Genomic DNA, 17,470 nt, shown 5'->3' with positions numbered 1-17,470 from the left:
TTTGATTCTGGCGTCCGTCAGAACGCCAAAGTCAAAAGATCGCAGCCTGCGGCAGCTCCTACACGGAGGCATTACCTCTGTTTTTCGAAGCGATAAAACAGGTTCGGCTCACTCACCATGTACAGCGTGCCCGCTTCATCCATGGTCACGCCTTCGGCACGCGGAATGGTGTTTTTCAGGCCGTTGAAGCCACGCAACAGGGTGATGAAACTGACCTGCTCGCCCTTCTTGTCCAGTTCCAGCAACAGGTGCGAGTCGGCAGACAGCGCCAGCATGTGGCCGGTCCGCGGGTCGATGTCCAGTGCCGACAGGTTGCGCATGTCCAGTGCATGACTGGCCAGCTTCAGCTTGTCGCCGGTCAGGACCTTGCTGTCACCCTTCCAGGCAAACAATGCCGGCGGGCGCTCTTCACCCAGCACCAGTTGCTGATTGCGCGAATCCCAGGTAACAGCCTCAAAGGCTTTGTTCTGGTCTTTGGAAGGGCCGAGGTCGTATTTCGGGAAGTCGGCGATGTTCAGTTCGCGGGTGTCGGCATCGACCTTGACGATAGCGATCAGATGCTCGCGCTCATCGACAATGGCCAGTCGGCCGTCGCCCAGCACGGTGACGGCCTCAGGGTTGCTCCAGCCGACCAAAGGCATTTTGCGCAGCACATCACCCTGCAGGTTCAACTCGACCAGGAAGGGGTTCTTGCCCATGACCGAAAACAGGGTCTTGGTCTGAGAGTCATAGGCCACGTCCGATGCTTCGTCCTTCTCCATGCCCGGCAACGGTTTGGCATCGATCACCGCCCGATAGTCCGGCAGCCAGATACTGGCCTGACGCTCGGCCGGGCTTTTGAATTGCTCTTTCACCCAGAGCACGCCCCGCGCATCCCAGTGCATGGCAAATGCAACGCCGTAGGCGACAACGGCCACCAACAAAAGCCAGGTGTGCCAACGCAGGGCGAAGCGTGAGCGGCGGGCAGGTTTAAGCGCGGATAGCGGAGGAGTGGCCATTGGGGAATGCGTTCCAGAAATTCAGGCTAGGGGTAATAGCACAGTTTGGGGCCGGTTCAGAGGCCGAAAGCCCTGAAATTATCCAGACAGGATGTGAAAAAAACGGGAAATGACAGGGTGAGACTCTACAGGCCACGGAGAAACCAATGTGGGAGCGAGCCTGCTCGCGATGGGGGCGTGTCATCCAACAAAGATATTGAATGACACACCGCTTTCGCGAGCAGGCTCGCTCCCACAGGGTTTGGCGGTGTCTGGACTAGCGAACGCTGCTGCTGAAGCGGCTGGCGCCCGGCAGTTCCAGGACGATCTCGTCACCGACATTCAGCGGGCCGACGCCCACTGGCGTGCCGGTGAGGATCACATCCCCGGCCTGCAACGAAAAGCAACCGGCCATGTGCTGGATCATGGGCACGATCGGGTTGAGCATTGCGCTGCTGTTGCCGTCCTGGCGCACTTCGCCGTTGATGGTCAGGCGGATGCCGATGTCGGTCAGGTCGGCAAAGGTGCTGCCGGACACGAACGGAGCAATCACCGCCGCACCGTCGAAGGACTTGGCGATTTCCCACGGCAAACCCTTGGATTTCAGCTCGGCCTGCTTGTCGCGCAAGGTCAGGTCCAGGGCCGGGGCGAAACCGGAGATGGCGTCGAGCACTTCTTCACGGCTTGGCTTGGTCGACAACGGCTTGCCGATCAACACCGCGATTTCCGCTTCGTAGTGCACCGAGCCGCGCTCGGTAGGAATGCTGAAACCACCTTCCAGCGGCACCACGCAACTGCCCGGCTTGATGAACAGCAGTGGCTCGGTCGGCACCGGGTTATCCAGTTCCTTGGCGTGCTCGGCGTAGTTGCGGCCGATGCACACCACTTTCCCCAACGGGAAATGAATACGCGTACCGTCGACATACTGGTGCTGATAGCTCATTTACCGTCTCCTGCCTTCAAGGGTGCTTAAGGTTTGCAGTTCAAACCGCGAAGATCTTGCCCGGGTTCATGATGCCGTTCGGGTCAAACACTGCCTTGACCGCTTTCATGTACTCGATCTCGACCGGCGAACGGCTGTAGGTCAGGTAATCCCGCTTGGTCATGCCCACGCCGTGCTCGGCGGAGATCGAACCGTTGTACTTCTCGACGGTTTCGAACACCCACTTGTTCACGGTGGCGCACTTGGCGAAGAACTCGTCCTTGCTCAGGTTATCCGGCTTGAGGATGTTCAAGTGCAGGTTGCCGTCGCCGATGTGGCCGAACCAGACGATTTCGAAATCCGGGTAGTGTTCGCCGACGATCGCGTCGATTTCCTTCAGGAACGCCGGGACTTTCGATACCGTGACCGAGATGTCGTTCTTGTACGGCGTCCAGTGGGAGATGGTTTCGGAGATGTATTCGCGCAGCTTCCACAGGTTCTGCAACTGGGTTTCGCTCTGGCTCATCACACCGTCCAGCACCCAGCCCTGCTCGACGCAGTGCTCGAAGGTTTCCAGGGCGTGGTTGGCCACTTCTTCGGTGGTCGCTTCGAATTCCAGCAGCGCGTAGAACGGGCAGTCGGACTCGAACGGCGCCGGCACATCGCCACGGGCCATGACCTTGGCCAGGGCCTTGTCGGAGAAGAATTCGAAGGCGGTCAGGTCGAGCTTGCTCTGGAAGGCGTGCAGCACCGGCATGATCGAGTCGAAATCGGCGGTGCCGAGGACCATCGCGGTCAGGTTTTTCGGCGCGCGATCGAGGCGCATGGTCGCTTCGACCACGAACCCGAGTGTGCCTTCAGCCCCGATGAACAGCTGGCGCATGTCGTAGCCGGTGGCGTTCTTGATCAGGTCGCGGTTCAGCTCCAGCACATCGCCCTTGCCGGTGACGACTTTCATGCCGGCGACCCAGTTACGGGTCATGCCGTAGCGAATCACCTTGATCCCGCCGGCATTGGTGCCGATATTGCCGCCAATCTGGCTAGATCCTGCCGAAGCGAAGTCCACCGGGTAGTACAGGCCGTTTTCTTCGGCCACGTTCTGCAGATGCTCGGTGACCACGCCCGGCTGACAAACGGCGGTGCGGTCAGTGAGGTTCACGTCGAGGATCTGGTTCATGTAGTCGAACGACACGACCACTTCGCCATTGGCCGCTACCGCTGCGGCGGAAAGGCCGGTGCGACCGCCGGACGGCACCAGCGCGACCTTGTGTTTGTTGGCCCACAGGACAATGGCCTGGACCTGCTCGGTGGTCTTGGGGAACACGATGGCAGTCGGGGCCGGGGCGAAATGCTTGGTCCAATCCTTACCGTAAGCATTCAGGGAGTCGGCATCGGTCAGCACCTTGCCAGGCTCAACCAGGGTCTTCAGCTCTTCAATCAGGGCAGGATTGGTCATCGACAGAACTCTCGAACAATTCATGGTCATCCTGAGAACGCTTCACGTCGCAGGAATGAGTGTTTAGCGGGGTGCATATGCTAGCATACCGACCCCGCAGGGTAGTGCCCAAAGGCTGTTCTGCGGTGACGGCATTCCTGCCGTTCGGGTCAGCTCCGGGCTGCTCCCTTCCCTGCCATTTTTCTCCGGGATACAGGTTTACGCAGATGAGCAAGACTTCTCTCGATAAGAGCAAGATCAAGTTCCTTCTTCTCGAAGGCGTCCACCAATCGGCTGTCGACGTCCTCAAGGCGGCGGGCTACACCAGCATCGAGTACCTCACAGGTTCTCTGCCGGAAGCCCAGCTCAAGGAAAAGATCGCCGACGCTCACTTCATCGGCATTCGCTCGCGCACTCAACTGACCGAAGAGATCTTCGATCACGCGAAGAAGCTGGTTGCGGTCGGCTGTTTCTGCATCGGCACCAACCAGGTCGACCTGGACGCTGCCCGCGAACGCGGTATCGCGGTGTTCAACGCGCCCTACTCCAACACCCGTTCCGTAGCGGAGCTGGTGCTGGCCGAAGCGATCCTGCTGCTGCGCGGTATCCCTGAGAAGAACGCTTCCTGCCACCGTGGCGGCTGGATCAAGAGCGCGGCCAACTCCTTCGAGATCCGCGGCAAGAAGCTGGGCATCGTCGGTTACGGCTCGATCGGTACTCAACTGTCGGTCCTGGCGGAAGGCCTGGGCATGCAGGTGTACTTCTACGACACCATCACCAAGCTGCCTTTGGGTAACGCCACTCAGGTAGGCAACCTGCACGAGCTGCTGGCGATGTCCGACATCGTTTCGCTGCACGTACCGGAAACCGCCGCCACCCAGTGGATGATGGGCGAGAAAGAAATCCGCGCCATCAAGAAAGGCGGCATCCTGATCAACGCCGCCCGCGGCACCGTGGTCGAACTGGACCACCTGGCGGCCGCCATCAAGGACAAGCACCTGATCGGCGCGGCCATCGACGTATTCCCGGTGGAGCCACGCTCCAACGACGAAGAGTTCGAAAGCCCGCTGCGTGGCCTGGACAACGTGATCCTGACCCCGCATATCGGCGGCTCCACCGCTGAAGCCCAGGCCAACATCGGTCTGGAAGTCGCGGAAAAACTGGTCAAGTACAGCGACAACGGTACTTCGGTATCGTCCGTGAACTTCCCGGAAGTGGCCCTGCCGGCTCACCCTGGCAAGCACCGCCTGCTGCACATCCACGAAAACATTCCGGGCGTACTCAGCGAGATCAACAAGGTTTTCGCCGAAAACGGCATCAACATCTCCGGTCAGTTCCTGCAGACCAACGAGAAGGTTGGCTACGTGGTGATCGACGTCGACGCCGAATACTCGGACCTGGCGCAAGAGAAGCTGCAACACGTTAAAGGCACCATCCGTAGCCGTGTGTTGTTCTGATCGCGATCTGAGCAAAAAAAAAGGGAGCCTTCGGGCTCCCTTTTTCATTGACGCAACAACGTTACTTGACGTTGACGGTGATCTTCTCGGAAACGATCGGCGGATCGAACGGCATGTGGTTGCTATCGCCCAGTTCCAACTGCAAGGTGTGCTTGCCCGGCGTGAGCGTTACTTCAGCCTGGGTCTGCGCGGCGCCGAAATGCTGGTGGTTGGCATCTTTGGGGATCGGCGCTCCGGCGGCCGGCAACTCATCGACGTCGATCAGCAAATGGTGATGACCGGTGTTCTTGGTGGGGTCGCCCGCCGGTGCCAAGGCAATATTCTCGACAGCGAACTTGACGACGACAGTCTGTGGAACATTCGAGCCGTCCTTGGGAGACACGATGGACACTTTGGCGCCTTCCGGAGCCGGCGTTGCAGCACTGGCCAGCACCGAAACACCCATCAACAGGCCCGCCAAAGCAGCACGTGACATAAAGGTTTTCATTCTCTTCTCCAGTTTTTTCGTAAAATCCGCGTGACCATGACAACTTCATGGCCATTCGTTGTCGAAGGCACTCGACAACCATAGCAAAGCGAGCCTGAATCAGAGGGTCGCGATAATAAATTCAAAGGAGTGACCATGCGCTTTCTGCCTGGCCTGATCTGCCTGCTACCCCTTCTGAGCCCTTTGGCTCATGCCGAACTGATTGATGACGTCAACGACCGGGGCGAGTTGCGCATAGCCGTTGAAGCCAACACTCCCCCCTTCAACTTCAAGGATGGCGACAAGCTCACCGGCTTCGAAGTCGAACTGGGCCAACTGCTGGCAAGTGAACTCGATGTCCGGGCCGACTTTGTCGTCACCGACGGCAGCGATCTGCTGACCGGCGTCGAAAGCGGCAAATACGACATCGCTATCAACCACATAGCAGTGACCCCGGATCTCAGGGATCGTTTCGATTTCAGCGAACCTTACGTTCAAGCCCGTGCGCAATTGATCGCGCAGAAAGAAGAGCCGCGCTCCATTCTGCTGGTGCAGTCGTTGACCGAAAAGAAGCCTGAAACCAACCCGGCCGTGAGCCTGGCGATTCCGTTTCAGAAAGGAAATCCGGCGTTCCATGCCAGCCTGGAAAACGCCTTGCAGCGAATCAAGGATGATGGGCGACTGCAAGCGCTGGAGCAGAAGTGGTTGGGGGCGGATGTGGTGCCGAAGCTGCAGAACTGAAGTGAATGCAGAACCTGTGGGAGCGAGCTTGCTCGCGATGAGGCCAGTCCAGTCAACATTGATGTTGAATGTCAGGCCGCCATCGCGAGCAAGCTCGCTCCCACAGTGTCTTTTGTCGCTCGTTAATCGAGTGTTGCCAACGCCTGAGCCGCCTGCGGCAACTCCAGCTCACTGAACACCTGCACACCATGACGCTTGAGCAGCGCCGCCGTCACGCCCTCGCCATCGACCTTCACACCGCTGAACGTCCCGTCATAGGTCAGCAGATTGCCGCAGGACGGGCTGTTGGCCTTGAGGACGGCAATGCGGATGCCGTGTTTTTGCACCAGCTCCAGCGCCTGATACGCCCCCGACAAAAACTGCGCACTGACGTCCTCGCCCTCGGTCGTGATCACCGAGGCCTGGCCATCGAGGACTTGCGCGCCCTGCCCGCCTGGAATTTCCGCGGCCGCCCGAGGCGTTGGCAAACCACCGGCCACCTCCGGGCACAACGGCACGACCCGTCCTTCATCAAGCCACTGCTGAAGCTGATCGAACGGCCCGCTGGCCCCGCCGTCGTAACGAACGCGGTGGCCCAACAGGCAGCGGCTGACGAGAATTTTCTGCATGATCAGAACGGCTCGTTGCCGCGCCGCCGGAACCAGCCCGTCAGCGACAGGCGATCCCGGGTCGCGGGCAGGACTTCGTGGGGAACCTCTCCGGAGAGAAACACCACCAGGCAGCCGCCGGTAGGCTGCACGTCGTGGACGCGATCGTTGTCGAGGTACATGCGCAACGAGCCGCCGTGCTCGGGAAGCCAGCCGTCATTGAGGTAAACCACCGCCGACACCATGCGCCGGTCGTCATCGCGAAAGCGATCGACATGCTTGAGGTAGAACGCCCCGGGCGGGTACATCGCAAAATGGCTTTCGAAATCCTCCAGGCCGAGAAACAGACCGCGGTTGATCGCCTCGCGCAGGCTGTCCATCAAACTCAGATAGCTGTCGCAAGCCTCGGCCTGGCCGGGGTCGATCCATTGGATATGGTCGCCACGAATCCCTTCGCGGATCTCCGACGACGGCCCACGCCCCACGGCGGCCGGAGCCAGTTCACCCTCGGCAGCACGTTTGCGACACTCGGCCGCCAGCGCTCGGGTCAGGTCCTGAGGCAGGAAAATATTCTGCTGCGACCAGCCGTGCTCGGCCAGGTCGTCGACGATTCGTAACAGCAGCGGGTGATCAGAGGATATTTGCATGGCGCGCATAGTATTCCTGTGCCCGAAAATCCGACAGAGCCGCGCAGCGGGTTGATACGAATTCTCGACAAGTACGGATACCACACGGAGAATAGTCGCCTGCTGACAGGAGTCCCTATGCGCCGTTTGCTTTTATCACTGCTGATGTTCTGCGTTTTGCCCGCCTGGGCAGACGGCCACGACCAGTTGTACAAGGTCGCCGGCTGGCCGGAACAACGCGCGCATTTCAACGACGCCCTCTCGGCTGCCCAGCAACGCTACCAGGGCAGCCTGCCTCCGGCGGTGTATCAGGCTTTGGTCAATAACAGCAATCAGCGATTTTCCGCCCAGGCCGTGGACCAGCGCGCCGAAGCGCAATTGCGCAAGAACCTCGCCGATCCAAAACCTGCACTGACGTTTTTCCAGTCGCCTCTGGGCAAGAAGATCGTCGCTGCCGAGTTGCTGGCGACCCGTCGCGACCAACTGGCGAAAAATGCCAAGGGCTTGCCAAAAATGCAGGCCAGCGACAGCCGCCTGCTGATCATCGGCCATCTGGCACAAGCGCTGCCTGCTCGCGAGGCCGGCGCGGAAGTCAGCCTGGCGATTGCCGGTGTGGCCGCCGACAGCCTGAGTTCGATGATCCCGGGATTGCTCGGTGCCGGTCAGGCCCAGGGCATGCTCAACGGCCAGCGCCAGCGCCTGATGGACCAGATTGGCAGCGACCTGAACAACACGCTGCTGTATGTCTATCGCGACCTGTCGGACGACGAGCTGGAAGAGTTCGCGACCTTTGCCGAATCGACGCAAGGCCAGGCTTACTATCAGGCGGCACTGGCGGCGATTCGCGCGGGGTTGGCGGTGGGGCAGAGCAATTCGAACCTGACCCAGTGAAAAGATCGCTCTGTAGGAGCTGCCGAAGGCTGCGATCTTTTGATCTTGCTTACCGATTCTGACGACTCATCCGCCTGCTCAAAAACCCGAAATACTCCGTGCGCATCGCCAGTGTTTCATTCGCCAGATGATGTCGCGCCTCAGGCAACATCAAGACCTGCGGCCTATCAAACTTGCCCCGCAACACTTCAAGGTTATGTTCCCAATCCACAGTCATGTCCGCCTGCCCCTGCACGATCAGCGGCCGCCTGGTGCTGACCGGCGCCGCTTCAACGCGTTTGATCCAGCGTGCCAGCGCGCCCACCCAGGCCGTCGGCAGACGTAGCGGCTGCAACGGATCGGCCTGCAGGAACGGCAGAAAGGCCGGGTCGTTGGAGTTCTCGCTGAAGCGCCGGGCGATGGCTTTGACGAACGGCCTGAGCAAGTAATAGCTCAGATGCGACCAACCCCACGCTCGCGGCCGCACCAGCGGTGCCAACAGGATCACCTGACCCTGGGCCGGGCTGCTCGCCCCCGCATTCAACACATGATCGATCACGATCGCCCCACCGGTACTTTGCCCGCACAGGTGCCACGGTTGCGGCAAGCCGAGGGATTGAGCCTCGCTGAACAACCCTTGCAACGTGTCCTGGTACTCGGCGAAATCCTTGATGCTCGCCCGTTCGCCACTGGACAAGCCATGCCCCGGCAGGTCGCAGGCAATCACCGCAAAGCCTTGGTCCAGTGCCCATTCGATCACATGCCGGTACAGCCCGGTGTGGTCGTAGAAGCCGTGGATGACAAACAGCGTCGCCTTCGCCCGCTCGGGCCACCAGAACTGGCTGACCAGCTCATAACCATCGACCTCGAAGCGCCCAAGACCGCTGCGCACCGGACGCGGCGCAAAATCCAGCCCGTAGAACTGCTGGTAGGCCTTTGCCTGCGCCGACAACGGCTGCCCGGCCGCCAATGGCAGCAAGCTTGCACGTAGAAGATCAGGATCGAAAGTGGCCGGCATGGACGATTCCAGAGCGTGAAACGGACTTTATAGGCCTGCGATATTCTTCTGTCGCGGCAAGCATGGCAAGCTAGCCGACCTTCGAGGACTGAACCGATGCACCCGCCCCTTCGCGCCACCCTGTTTGCCAGCCTGCTCGCCGTGGTGTGTGCCGGCGTATTGTGGGCGGCCTACGACTGGTTCCAGGGGCGTTACCTGCGGGCGTTCAGCGAGCACACGGCGATGTTTTCGGGTGATCCGCTGCGCCTTCCCGATGACCTCGCAGGCCCTGGCGCCATCCGCCTGGTGCATTTCTGGGACCCGGCCTGCCCATGCAACGTCGGCAATCAACAACACCTGACCGAACTGGTCGAGCGCTATGTCCCCCATGGCGTGGAATTCTATGCCGTGCAAAAACCCGGTAGCCATGGCCAGTTACCGGGCACCTTGAGCCGCCTGAAAACCATCGACGTCCTGCCCGGTTCCGAACAGATCCCCGCCAGCCCGGCCGTGGCGATCTGGGACCGCAGCGGCAAACTGGCGTACTTCGGCCCCTACAGCGAAGGCCTGACCTGCAATTCCAGCAACAGCTTTATCGAGCCCATCCTGCAAGCGCTCGATGAGGGCCGTGCGGTGAGTGCCACGCACACACTGGCGGTGGGGTGTTACTGCCCATGGCCTGTAGATCCGGCGCAGCAGGGAAAGACGCGGTAATACGAATCCCTCCTACGGGCGATGCACCAAGCCGGCACGTCGTGTTACACAGTGGCACCTGGAATCACAATAACAACAAGGAGTTCCCATGAAACGCAGCTTGACCGCTCTCGCGCTGTTGATCGTCGTGCTGGCCGCCGGAGCCGGCTGGTACCTCTACAGCAAGCAGCCGTCACGCCAGGGCATGGTGGAACTGCAACACCTGCAAGGCTCGGTCACCGTGCGCTACGACGAGCGCGGCGTTCCGCATATCCGCGCCGACAACGAAACCGACCTGTACCGCGCGCTCGGCTATGTGCATGCCCAGGACCGCTTGTTCCAGATGGAAGTCCTGCGTCGCCTGGCTCGCGGCGAACTGGCCGAGGTGCTCGGACCGAAACTGCTCGACACCGACAAACTGATGCGCAGCCTGCGCATTCGCGAACGCGCTGAAACCTACTTCGCCAATCTCGACAAACAGTCGCCCTCGTTCATCGCCATGCAGGCCTATCTGGACGGCATCAACCAGTATCAGGACAGCCACTCCAAACCCGTGGAGTTCGATGTGCTGGGCATTCCAAAACGCCCGTTCACCGCCCAGGACACCATCAGCATCGCCGGTTACATGGCCTACAGTTTTGCGGCGGCCTTTCGTACCGAACCTTTGCTGACATTCGTGCGCGATCAACTGGGTCCCGACTACCTGAGTGTTTTCGATCTCGACTGGCAGCCCAAAGGCTTGCTCAACGGGACCGCACCTTCCCTGGCCAGCGCCGACTGGAAAGACCTCAACGCCCTCGCCCGCCTGAGCGAACAGGCCTTGGCTGACAACGGTCTGCCCCAGTTCGAGGGCAGTAACGCCTGGGTCGTCTCGGGTAGCCGCACCCAAAGCGGCAAGCCGCTACTGGCGGGCGATCCGCATATCCGTTTCTCCGCGCCGTCGGTGTGGTACGAAGCGCAGCTCTCGGCGCCGGGCTTCGAACTCTACGGCCACTATCAAGCCTTGATGCCGTTCGCCTCCCTGGGCATGAACAACGACTTCGGCTGGAGCATCACCATGTTCCAGAACGACGACCTCGACCTGATCGCCGAGAAGGTCAACCCTGAAAATCCCAATCAGGTCTGGTATCGCGGCAAGTGGGTGGACATGGTCACCAGCGAACAGAAGATTGCGGTCAAGGGCCAGGAACCGGTGACGCTGGTGCTGCGCCAGTCGCCCCACGGCCCGATCGTCAACGATGCCTTGGGCAGCGGTGTCGGCAAGACCCCAATTGCCATGTGGTGGGCGTTTCTCGAAAGCCAGAACCCGATTCTGGACGGTTTCTACCAGCTCAACCGCGCCGACACCCTGGTCAAGGCTCGCAGTGCCGCGGCAAAAATCCAGGCACCGGGCCTGAACGTCGTATGGGCCAATGCCAAGGGTGACATCGGCTGGTGGGCGGCGGCGCAACTGCCGAAACGTCCGGCGGGTGTACGCCCATGGTTCATCCTCGACGGCAGCACCGCCGAGGCCGACAAGGATGGCTTCTACCCGTTCAGCGCCAACCCTCAGGAAGAAAACCCGGCGCGGGGCTACATCGTCTCGGCCAACTTCCAGCCAGTGTCGCCGACCGGCATGGAGATTCCCGGCTATTACAACCTTGCCGATCGCGGCCAGCAGCTCAATCGCCAGCTCAGCGACAAAGCCGTGAAATGGGACCTGGAAAACAGCCAGAAACTGCAGCTGGGCACTACCACCGCCTACGGCCCGCGCTTGTTGGCGCCGCTGCTGCCGGTGTTGCGCGAAATGGTGAGCGACCCCGCCGAACTCAAACTGGTGGAGCAACTGGCCCAGTGGAAAGGCGACTACCCGCTCGAATCCACCAGCGCCACGCTGTTCAACCAGTTGCTGTTCAACCTGGCTGACGCGACGATGCACGATGAACTGGGTAACGACTTTTTCGAAACACTGCTCTCGACCCGGGTGATCGACGCCGCGCTCCCCCGCCTGGCCGCCAGCGCCGATTCACCGTGGTGGGACAACCGCAGCACCCTCGGCAAGGAAACCCGCGCCGACACGGTGAAGACCGCCTGGCAAGCCAGCCTCGCCCACCTCAAGAGCACCCTCGGCGCAGACGCCTCGCAATGGCAGTGGGGTCGCGCGCACACCTTGACCCATGGTCATCCGCTGGGACAGCAAAAGCCGCTGGACCTGGTCTTCAATGTCGGCCCCTTCGCCGCACCCGGCAGCCATGAAGTGCCGAACAACCTCTCGGCGAAGATTGGCCCGGCACCCTGGCCCGTCACCTACGGCCCTTCGACCCGGCGCCTGATCGACTTCGCCGACCCGGCCCACAGCCTGACCGTCAACCCGGTTGGCCAGAGCGGTGTAGTGTTCGACAGTCATTATGATGATCAGGCTGAGGCCTATATCGAGGGGATGTATTTCCAGGCGCATCTCAATGATGAAGAGGTCACGGCCAATACGCGCAGTACGTTGAAGCTGTTGCCGGCGCGGGTGGCGCCATAGACTTTTGCTGACTGGACTGGCCCCTTCGCGAGCAGGCTCGCTCCCACAGGTTTTGCTGGTGTTCACGAAATTTGTGTTCAACAAGGATCCCTGTGGGAGCGAGCCTGCTCGCGAAGGGGCCCTGACAGACACCCAAAAAATCATTTCAAACCATCGCCGCAAAATTCAACCTGAACTGCTGCGGCGTCACCCCCAATCTGCGATTGAACACACTGCGCATGTGCTGGGCATCGCGAAATCCGCATTGATAGGCCACCGTCTTGAGCGGCGCACGAGTGCTTTCGAGCATCACCCGCGCCGCATCGACCCGTGCGCGTTCGACGAACTCGGCCGGGGTGATTTTCGCTTCCCTGGCAAACACCCTGGAAAAATTTCGCGCGCTCATGTTGGCTGCATTGGCCAGGTCAGCGATGGCTAAATCGCCCGTCAGGTTGGCCAGCACGTAATGCTGGACCATCGCCACCGCTGAGTCCGGTTCGGCGTGGGGCGTGAGGAACGGGCTGAACTGCGACTGCCCGCCCGAACGCTGGGTGAACACCACCAGCCGCTTGGCGACATTCAGTGCCACTTCCGGCCCGTGATCCCGGCCCAATAGATACAACGACAGATCGATCCCCGCCGTGACCCCGGCCGAGGTAAACAGGTCGCCGTCCTCAACGTACAGTCGATCCGCTTCCACCCGGGACGAGGGACACAGCGCCGCCAGATTCGATGCGTCCTGCCAATGCGTGGTGACCGTGCGCCCCTCCAGCAACCCGGCGCGGGCGAGCATGAACGCACCATTGCAGATCGAGCCAAACCGTTGCGCCCGCCCGCAGGCCCCGCGCAGCCAGGTGTCGAACGCCACGCCGAAACTCATGAACGGCAATTGCGGCCCGCCAGCCACCAACAACAAGTCGTACACCTCGAGCGCTTCGCTGAAATGCCGATGGGCATTGAGTGCCAAACCGTTGGAGCACGCCATCATCCCGTGCTCGACGCCGATCACCTCCAGCCGATAGTGATCCTGCGGGGCAAGGAATCGATTGGCCTCGGAAAACACATCCATGGGGCCGGTGACATCCAGCGACTGGACGCCGGCGAAGACCACGATGGCGATGGTTTTACTCATGACGTGAATCGCCTCCTTTGGATCTGATTGCACCTTCCCTTTGTAGGAGCGAGCTTGCTCGCGATGAAATCAAAGACGCCGCGGGGTATCAGGTTCCCCGCGTTATCGTTGACGACCATCGCGAGCAAACGGAGCGCCGCCCGGCTGCTCCTACAGGGTCTGCATGCACCCTAGCCAAACCAGGCGCAACAAGCGAGGTTGGCGCGATATGCATGCTCATTGGCCGGGATCGCAGCCATGGCGCGATTGTCCGGTTTCGGGGGGCGGAACAGACTGAAACCCTCAGCGCCACCCAGGCGTTCACGACGAGGAAAACTCCATGAGCACCACTATCGCCGGCATCAGGATCCCCGACAGCGCGCTGGCCAAGGCCACCACCGAATACATCCGTGACATCGAGTCGGACCTGCTCTACCACCACTCGCGTCGGGTATTCCTGTTCGGCGCCCTGAGCGGTGAGCGCAAGCAATTGGCCTACAACCCGGAGTTGCTGTACGTCGGCGCGATGTTCCATGACCTGGGCCTGGTGGAGGGTCACCGCAGCGACAACGAGCGCTTCGAAGTCGATGGCGCCAATGCGGCAGCCGCATTTCTCAAGCCTTACGGGCTGAGCGACGACGATATCGAGCAGGTCTGGCTATCGATTGCCCTGCACACCACACCGGGCGTTCCTCAACACTTGCGACCCACCGTGGCACTGGTAACGGCGGGTGTCGAGATGGACGTGCTGGGCATGGACTACGCGGCGTTCTCCAGCGTGCAGCGTGAAGCGGTGGTGCATGCGCACCCACGGGGCGAGGGGTTCAAGGAGTGCATCATCTGCGCGTTTGCCGATGGCTTGCGTCATCGTCCGCAGACTACGTTCGGGAATGTGAAAACGGATGTGCTGGTGGATCAGGAGCCGGGATTCAAGCCGATGAATTTCGTCGAGGTCATTCGCCAATCCCCGTGGATTGCCTGACCGCCAAAGAACCTGTGGGAGCGAGCTTGCTCGCGATGGCGGCATCACAGTCAACATCGATGTTGAATGTCAGTCCGCTATCGCGAGCAAGCTCGCTCCCACAGGGGGTCGGGTTGGCCACAAAGTTGTGGTCAACCCGATTTCAGGCTCAGGCCGCTTCCGGTGCCTGTGCGCGACGCACGTCCGGTTGCTTCCACGAATCGGCGGCCGCTTCTTCGATCGCTTGCTGGATCGCACGTTTGCGGCTTTCTTCGGCGCGACGGCTGAAGAACCAGACCAGGAAGGTCACGATCGACACCGCCAACAGGATCAGGCTGGCCACGGCGTTGATCTCGGGCTTCACGCCCAGACGTACCGCCGAGAACACTTCCATCGGCAGGGTCGTGGACCCCGGGCCCGACACGAAGCTCGCCAGCACCAGGTCATCCAGCGACAGGGCGAACGACATCATGCCGCCGGCCGCCAGCGACGGCGCGATCATCGGGATGGTGATCAGGAAGAACACCTTCCACGGCTTCGCGCCCAGGTCCATGGCCGCTTCTTCGATGGACAGGTCCAGCTCGCGCAAGCGCGCCGAAACCACCACCGCCACATAAGCGGCACAGAACGTGGTGTGGGCGATCCAGATGGTGACGATGCCGCGTTCCTGCGGCCAGCCGATCATCTGCGCCATGGCCACGAACAGCAGCAACAGCGACAGACCGGTGATCACCTCAGGCATCACCAGCGGCGCGGTGACCAGGCCACCGAACAGGGTACGGCCCTTGAAGCGCGTAATACGCGTCAGGACGAACGCCGCCAGGGTACCCAGTGCCACCGCCGCGACGGCCGTGTAGCAGGCGATTTCCAGCGAGCGCACCACCGAGCCCATCAGTTGCGAGTTGTCGAGCAGGCCGACGTACCACTTGATCGACCAGCCGCCCCACACCGTCACCAGTTTCGAGGCGTTGAACGAATAGATCACCAGGATCAGCATCGGCAGGTAGATGAACAACAGGCCCACTACCAGCATCAGGCTGGAGAAACGGAAGCGCTTCATTCTTTACCCTCCATTTCCTTGGCCTGACTGCGGTTGAACAGGATGATCGGCACAATCAGGATCGCCAGCATCACCACCGCCAGGGCAGACGCCACCGGCCAGTCACGGTTGTTGAAGAACTCTTGCCAGAGCACTTTACCGATCATCAGGGTTTCCGGGCCGCCGAGCAGTTCCGGGATCACGAACTCGCCCACCACCGGGATGAACACCAGCATGCAGCCGGCTATGATGCCGTTTTTCGACAGCGGCACGGTGATTTTCCAGAAGCTGTTGAAGGTGCTCGAACCCAGGTCGGACGCGGCTTCCAGCAGGCTCTGGTCATGCTTCACCAGGTTGGCGTACAGCGGCAGGATCATGAACGGCAGGTAGGAATAAACCACACCGATGTAGACCGCCAGGTTGGTGTTGAGGATCTGCAGCGGCTCGCTGATCCAGCCCATGCTCATCAGGAAACCGTTGAGCAGGCCGTTGTTGCTGAGGATGCCCATCCACGCATACACGCGGATCAGGATCGCGGTCCAGGTCGGCATCATGATCAGCAGCACCAGCACCGTCTGCACTTCCTTGCGGGCAACGGAGATGCCGTAGGCCATCGGGTAGCCGATCAGCAGGCAGAGAATGGTGCTGAACAGCGCCATCTTCAACGAGCCGAGATAAGCGGCGATGTACAGCTCGTCACCGGCCAGCATCGCGTAGTTGCCCAGGTTAAGCAGCAACTGCAGCTTCTGCTCGGCGTAGCTGTAGATTTCGGTGTAGGGAGGAATGGCCACGTCCGCTTCGGCGAAGCTGATCTTCAAGACGATGAAGAACGGCAGCATGAAGAACAGGAACAGCCAGATGAAGGGAACCCCGATGACCATCTGACGGCCACCGGGAATTATTCGATTGAGTCGACGCTTGAATTTGCGCATGTTCATGAGCGGAGCACCACGCCGCTGTCGTCTTCCCAGTACACGTAGACCTGATCACCCCAGGTCGGACGCTGCCCGCGACGTTCGGCGTTGGCCACGAACGACTGCACCAGCTTGCCGCTTGGCAGCTCGACGTAGAACACCGAGTGCCCGCCCAGGTAGGCGATGTCGTGCACCTTGCCGCTGGACCAGTTGTACTGGCAGGTCGGCATGTCGGCGGTGACCAGCAGTTTTTCCGGACGGATCGCGTAGGTGACCGACTTGTCCTGCACCGAAGTGCTGATGCCGTGGCCGACGTAGATCTGACGATCCAGGTCTTTGCAGGTAATGATCGCATGGCCTTCGGCGTCGTCGATCACTTCGCCTTCGAAGATGTTCACGTTACCGATGAATTCACAGACCAGGCGGCTGGTCGGGGTTTCGTAGATGTCGATCGGGCTGCCGATCTGGGCGATCCAGCCCAGGTGCATGATCGCGATGCGCTCGGCCATGGTCATGGCCTCTTCCTGGTCGTGGGTCACCATGACGCAGGTCACGCCCACGCGCTCGATGATCTCCACCAGCTCCAGCTGCATTTGCGAACGCAGCTTCTTGTCCAGGGCGCCCATCGGTTCGTCGAGCAGCAGCAGCTTCGGTCGCTTGGCCAGGGAACGGGCCAGGGCCACACGCTGACGCTGGCCGCCGGACAACTGATGCGGCTTGCGCTTGGCGTACTGGCTCATCTGCACCAGCTTGAGCATGTCGGCCACCCGCGCATCGACTTCGGCGGCAGGCAGTTTGTCCTGCTTGAGGCCGAACGCGATGTTCTGCGCCACGGTCATGTGCGGGAACAAGGCGTAGGACTGGAACATCATGTTGATCGGCCGCTCGTAGGGCGGCATGTCGGTGATGTCTACGCCATCGAGGAAAATGCGCCCCTCCGTGGGCCGTTCGAAACCTGCGAGCATGCGCAGCAATGTGGACTTGCCCGATCCCGAGCCGCCGAGCAGGGCGAAGATCTCGCCCTTCTTGATTTCCAGGGACACGTCGTCCACGGCAATCGTCTCGTCGAACTTCTTCGTGACCCGGTCGATTTTGACCAGCACCTGTTTAGGTTGCTGGTCGCCCTCGAGGGCTTTCTTATAGGCGCCGGAGGCAACTGCCATTTACGAAACTCCCAAAAAAAAGA

The 17,470-nt window shown here is 60.8% G+C and carries 17 protein-coding genes; 6 read left to right on the top strand and 11 right to left on the bottom strand.

The features are described from left to right. Nucleotides 1-71: 71 nt before the first annotated feature. The 3 genes from AC07YV_RS04770 to AC07YV_RS04760 form a co-directional block, all read right to left on the bottom strand. On the bottom strand, nt 72-998 hold the full coding sequence (locus AC07YV_RS04770; protein ID WP_102699605.1) for an SdiA-regulated domain-containing protein: 927 nt from the start codon (nt 996-998) through the stop codon (nt 72-74). Nucleotides 999-1,254: 256 nt separating this feature from the next. Next, nucleotides 1,255-1,920: a fumarylacetoacetate hydrolase family protein gene (locus AC07YV_RS04765; protein WP_102699606.1), complete on the bottom strand. Its 666-nt coding sequence runs from the start codon at nt 1,918-1,920 to the stop codon at nt 1,255-1,257. 40 nt (nt 1,921-1,960) lie between these two features. Further along, entirely contained in the window at nt 1,961-3,355 is a 1,395-nt protein-coding gene (locus AC07YV_RS04760; RefSeq protein ID WP_032829505.1) for an FAD-binding oxidoreductase, read from the bottom strand. Nucleotides 3,356-3,561: 206 nt separating this feature from the next. Here AC07YV_RS04760 and serA point away from each other — a divergent pair, with 206 nt between their 5' ends. Further along, on the top strand, nt 3,562-4,791 hold the full coding sequence (serA, locus tag AC07YV_RS04755; protein ID WP_007976393.1) for a phosphoglycerate dehydrogenase: 1,230 nt from the start codon (nt 3,562-3,564) through the stop codon (nt 4,789-4,791). 61 nt (nt 4,792-4,852) lie between these two features. Here the strand turns inward: serA and AC07YV_RS04750 are convergent, their stop codons facing one another. Then, nucleotides 4,853-5,278: a DUF4399 domain-containing protein gene (locus AC07YV_RS04750; RefSeq protein WP_102699607.1), complete on the bottom strand. Its 426-nt coding sequence runs from the start codon at nt 5,276-5,278 to the stop codon at nt 4,853-4,855. Between the two features lie 135 nt (nt 5,279-5,413). Here AC07YV_RS04750 and AC07YV_RS04745 point away from each other — a divergent pair, with 135 nt between their 5' ends. Continuing rightward, nucleotides 5,414-5,998, top strand: a complete 585-nt coding sequence (locus AC07YV_RS04745) for a transporter substrate-binding domain-containing protein (RefSeq protein ID WP_102699608.1) — start codon at nt 5,414-5,416, stop codon at nt 5,996-5,998. Nucleotides 5,999-6,120: 122 nt separating this feature from the next. Here the strand turns inward: AC07YV_RS04745 and AC07YV_RS04740 are convergent, their stop codons facing one another. Together AC07YV_RS04740 and AC07YV_RS04735 are read right to left on the bottom strand one after the other, a co-directional pair. Continuing rightward, nucleotides 6,121-6,606, bottom strand: coding sequence for a 2-thiouracil desulfurase family protein (locus AC07YV_RS04740; RefSeq protein WP_102699609.1), 486 nt, complete (start codon nt 6,604-6,606; stop codon nt 6,121-6,123). 2 nt (nt 6,607-6,608) lie between these two features. Then, the gene (locus AC07YV_RS04735; RefSeq protein ID WP_102699610.1) at nt 6,609-7,241 is read right to left on the bottom strand and encodes a 2OG-Fe(II) oxygenase; all 633 of its coding nucleotides are present in this window, start codon (nt 7,239-7,241) and stop codon (nt 6,609-6,611) included. A gap of 108 nt (nt 7,242-7,349) precedes the next feature. On the opposite strand from AC07YV_RS04735, the gene AC07YV_RS04730 reads away from it, so the two are divergent. After that, the gene (locus tag AC07YV_RS04730; protein WP_102699611.1) at nt 7,350-8,102 is read left to right on the top strand and encodes a DUF2059 domain-containing protein; all 753 of its coding nucleotides are present in this window, start codon (nt 7,350-7,352) and stop codon (nt 8,100-8,102) included. A 49-nt stretch (nt 8,103-8,151) separates the two neighbouring features. On the opposite strand, the gene bipL is transcribed toward AC07YV_RS04730, so the two are convergent. After that, on the bottom strand, nt 8,152-9,099 hold the full coding sequence (bipL, locus tag AC07YV_RS04725) for a phospholipase BipL (protein WP_102699612.1): 948 nt from the start codon (nt 9,097-9,099) through the stop codon (nt 8,152-8,154). A 96-nt stretch (nt 9,100-9,195) separates the two neighbouring features. Between bipL and AC07YV_RS04720 the strand changes: the two genes are divergently transcribed. Beyond that, nucleotides 9,196-9,792 (top strand): DUF6436 domain-containing protein, encoded by a 597-nt coding sequence (locus AC07YV_RS04720; RefSeq protein ID WP_102699613.1) that lies wholly within the window; start codon nt 9,196-9,198, stop codon nt 9,790-9,792. 88 nt (nt 9,793-9,880) lie between these two features. Further along, nucleotides 9,881-12,280, top strand: a complete 2,400-nt coding sequence (locus AC07YV_RS04715) for a penicillin acylase family protein (RefSeq protein ID WP_102699614.1) — start codon at nt 9,881-9,883, stop codon at nt 12,278-12,280. A 145-nt stretch (nt 12,281-12,425) separates the two neighbouring features. Here the strand turns inward: AC07YV_RS04715 and AC07YV_RS04710 are convergent, their stop codons facing one another. Further along, the gene (locus tag AC07YV_RS04710; protein ID WP_102699615.1) at nt 12,426-13,391 is read right to left on the bottom strand and encodes a GlxA family transcriptional regulator; all 966 of its coding nucleotides are present in this window, start codon (nt 13,389-13,391) and stop codon (nt 12,426-12,428) included. 319 nt (nt 13,392-13,710) lie between these two features. Between AC07YV_RS04710 and AC07YV_RS04705 the strand changes: the two genes are divergently transcribed. Next, nucleotides 13,711-14,352 carry an HD domain-containing protein gene (locus tag AC07YV_RS04705; protein ID WP_102699616.1) on the top strand — a complete coding sequence of 214 codons (642 nt, stop codon included), beginning with the start codon at nt 13,711-13,713 and terminating at the stop codon, nt 14,350-14,352. 148 nt (nt 14,353-14,500) lie between these two features. On the opposite strand, the gene AC07YV_RS04700 is transcribed toward AC07YV_RS04705, so the two are convergent. From AC07YV_RS04700 to AC07YV_RS04690, 3 genes are read right to left on the bottom strand one after another with little or no spacing between them, the layout of a single operon-like run. Continuing rightward, nucleotides 14,501-15,391, bottom strand: a complete 891-nt coding sequence (locus AC07YV_RS04700; protein ID WP_015097268.1) for an ABC transporter permease subunit — start codon at nt 15,389-15,391, stop codon at nt 14,501-14,503. Next, nucleotides 15,388-16,269 (bottom strand): ABC transporter permease subunit, encoded by an 882-nt coding sequence (locus tag AC07YV_RS04695; protein ID WP_173900802.1) that lies wholly within the window; start codon nt 16,267-16,269, stop codon nt 15,388-15,390. Before AC07YV_RS04695 ends, AC07YV_RS04700 begins: the two co-directional genes overlap by 4 nt. Before the next feature lie 35 nt (nt 16,270-16,304). Continuing rightward, nucleotides 16,305-17,447 carry an ABC transporter ATP-binding protein gene (locus AC07YV_RS04690; protein ID WP_095964263.1) on the bottom strand — a complete coding sequence of 381 codons (1,143 nt, stop codon included), beginning with the start codon at nt 17,445-17,447 and terminating at the stop codon, nt 16,305-16,307. Between the last annotated feature and the right edge of the window lie 23 nt (nt 17,448-17,470).

The sequence above is a fragment of the Pseudomonas sp. GW456-E7 genome (assembly GCF_059424105.1).
Note: the sequence above shows the minus strand (reverse complement) of the source record. Positions and strands in the feature narration are given on the sequence as shown.

Excerpts from the sequence above, each read along its gene's own strand:
- AC07YV_RS04770 (WP_102699605.1), bottom strand. The coding sequence starts at position 998 with ATGGCCACTCCTCCGCTATCCGCGCTTAAACCTGCCCGCCGCTCACGC.
- AC07YV_RS04765 (WP_102699606.1), bottom strand. The coding sequence starts at position 1,920 with ATGAGCTATCAGCACCAGTATGTCGACGGTACGCGTATTCATTTCCCG.
- AC07YV_RS04760 (WP_032829505.1), bottom strand. The coding sequence starts at position 3,355 with ATGACCAATCCTGCCCTGATTGAAGAGCTGAAGACCCTGGTTGAGCCT.
- serA (WP_007976393.1), top strand. The coding sequence starts at position 3,562 with ATGAGCAAGACTTCTCTCGATAAGAGCAAGATCAAGTTCCTTCTTCTC.
- AC07YV_RS04750 (WP_102699607.1), bottom strand. The coding sequence starts at position 5,278 with ATGAAAACCTTTATGTCACGTGCTGCTTTGGCGGGCCTGTTGATGGGT.
- AC07YV_RS04745 (WP_102699608.1), top strand. The coding sequence starts at position 5,414 with ATGCGCTTTCTGCCTGGCCTGATCTGCCTGCTACCCCTTCTGAGCCCT.
- AC07YV_RS04740 (WP_102699609.1), bottom strand. The coding sequence starts at position 6,606 with ATGCAGAAAATTCTCGTCAGCCGCTGCCTGTTGGGCCACCGCGTTCGT.
- AC07YV_RS04735 (WP_102699610.1), bottom strand. The coding sequence starts at position 7,241 with ATGCGCGCCATGCAAATATCCTCTGATCACCCGCTGCTGTTACGAATC.
- AC07YV_RS04730 (WP_102699611.1), top strand. The coding sequence starts at position 7,350 with ATGCGCCGTTTGCTTTTATCACTGCTGATGTTCTGCGTTTTGCCCGCC.
- bipL (WP_102699612.1), bottom strand. The coding sequence starts at position 9,099 with ATGCCGGCCACTTTCGATCCTGATCTTCTACGTGCAAGCTTGCTGCCA.
- AC07YV_RS04720 (WP_102699613.1), top strand. The coding sequence starts at position 9,196 with ATGCACCCGCCCCTTCGCGCCACCCTGTTTGCCAGCCTGCTCGCCGTG.
- AC07YV_RS04715 (WP_102699614.1), top strand. The coding sequence starts at position 9,881 with ATGAAACGCAGCTTGACCGCTCTCGCGCTGTTGATCGTCGTGCTGGCC.
- AC07YV_RS04710 (WP_102699615.1), bottom strand. The coding sequence starts at position 13,391 with ATGAGTAAAACCATCGCCATCGTGGTCTTCGCCGGCGTCCAGTCGCTG.
- AC07YV_RS04705 (WP_102699616.1), top strand. The coding sequence starts at position 13,711 with ATGAGCACCACTATCGCCGGCATCAGGATCCCCGACAGCGCGCTGGCC.
- AC07YV_RS04700 (WP_015097268.1), bottom strand. The coding sequence starts at position 15,391 with ATGAAGCGCTTCCGTTTCTCCAGCCTGATGCTGGTAGTGGGCCTGTTG.
- AC07YV_RS04690 (WP_095964263.1), bottom strand. The coding sequence starts at position 17,447 with ATGGCAGTTGCCTCCGGCGCCTATAAGAAAGCCCTCGAGGGCGACCAG.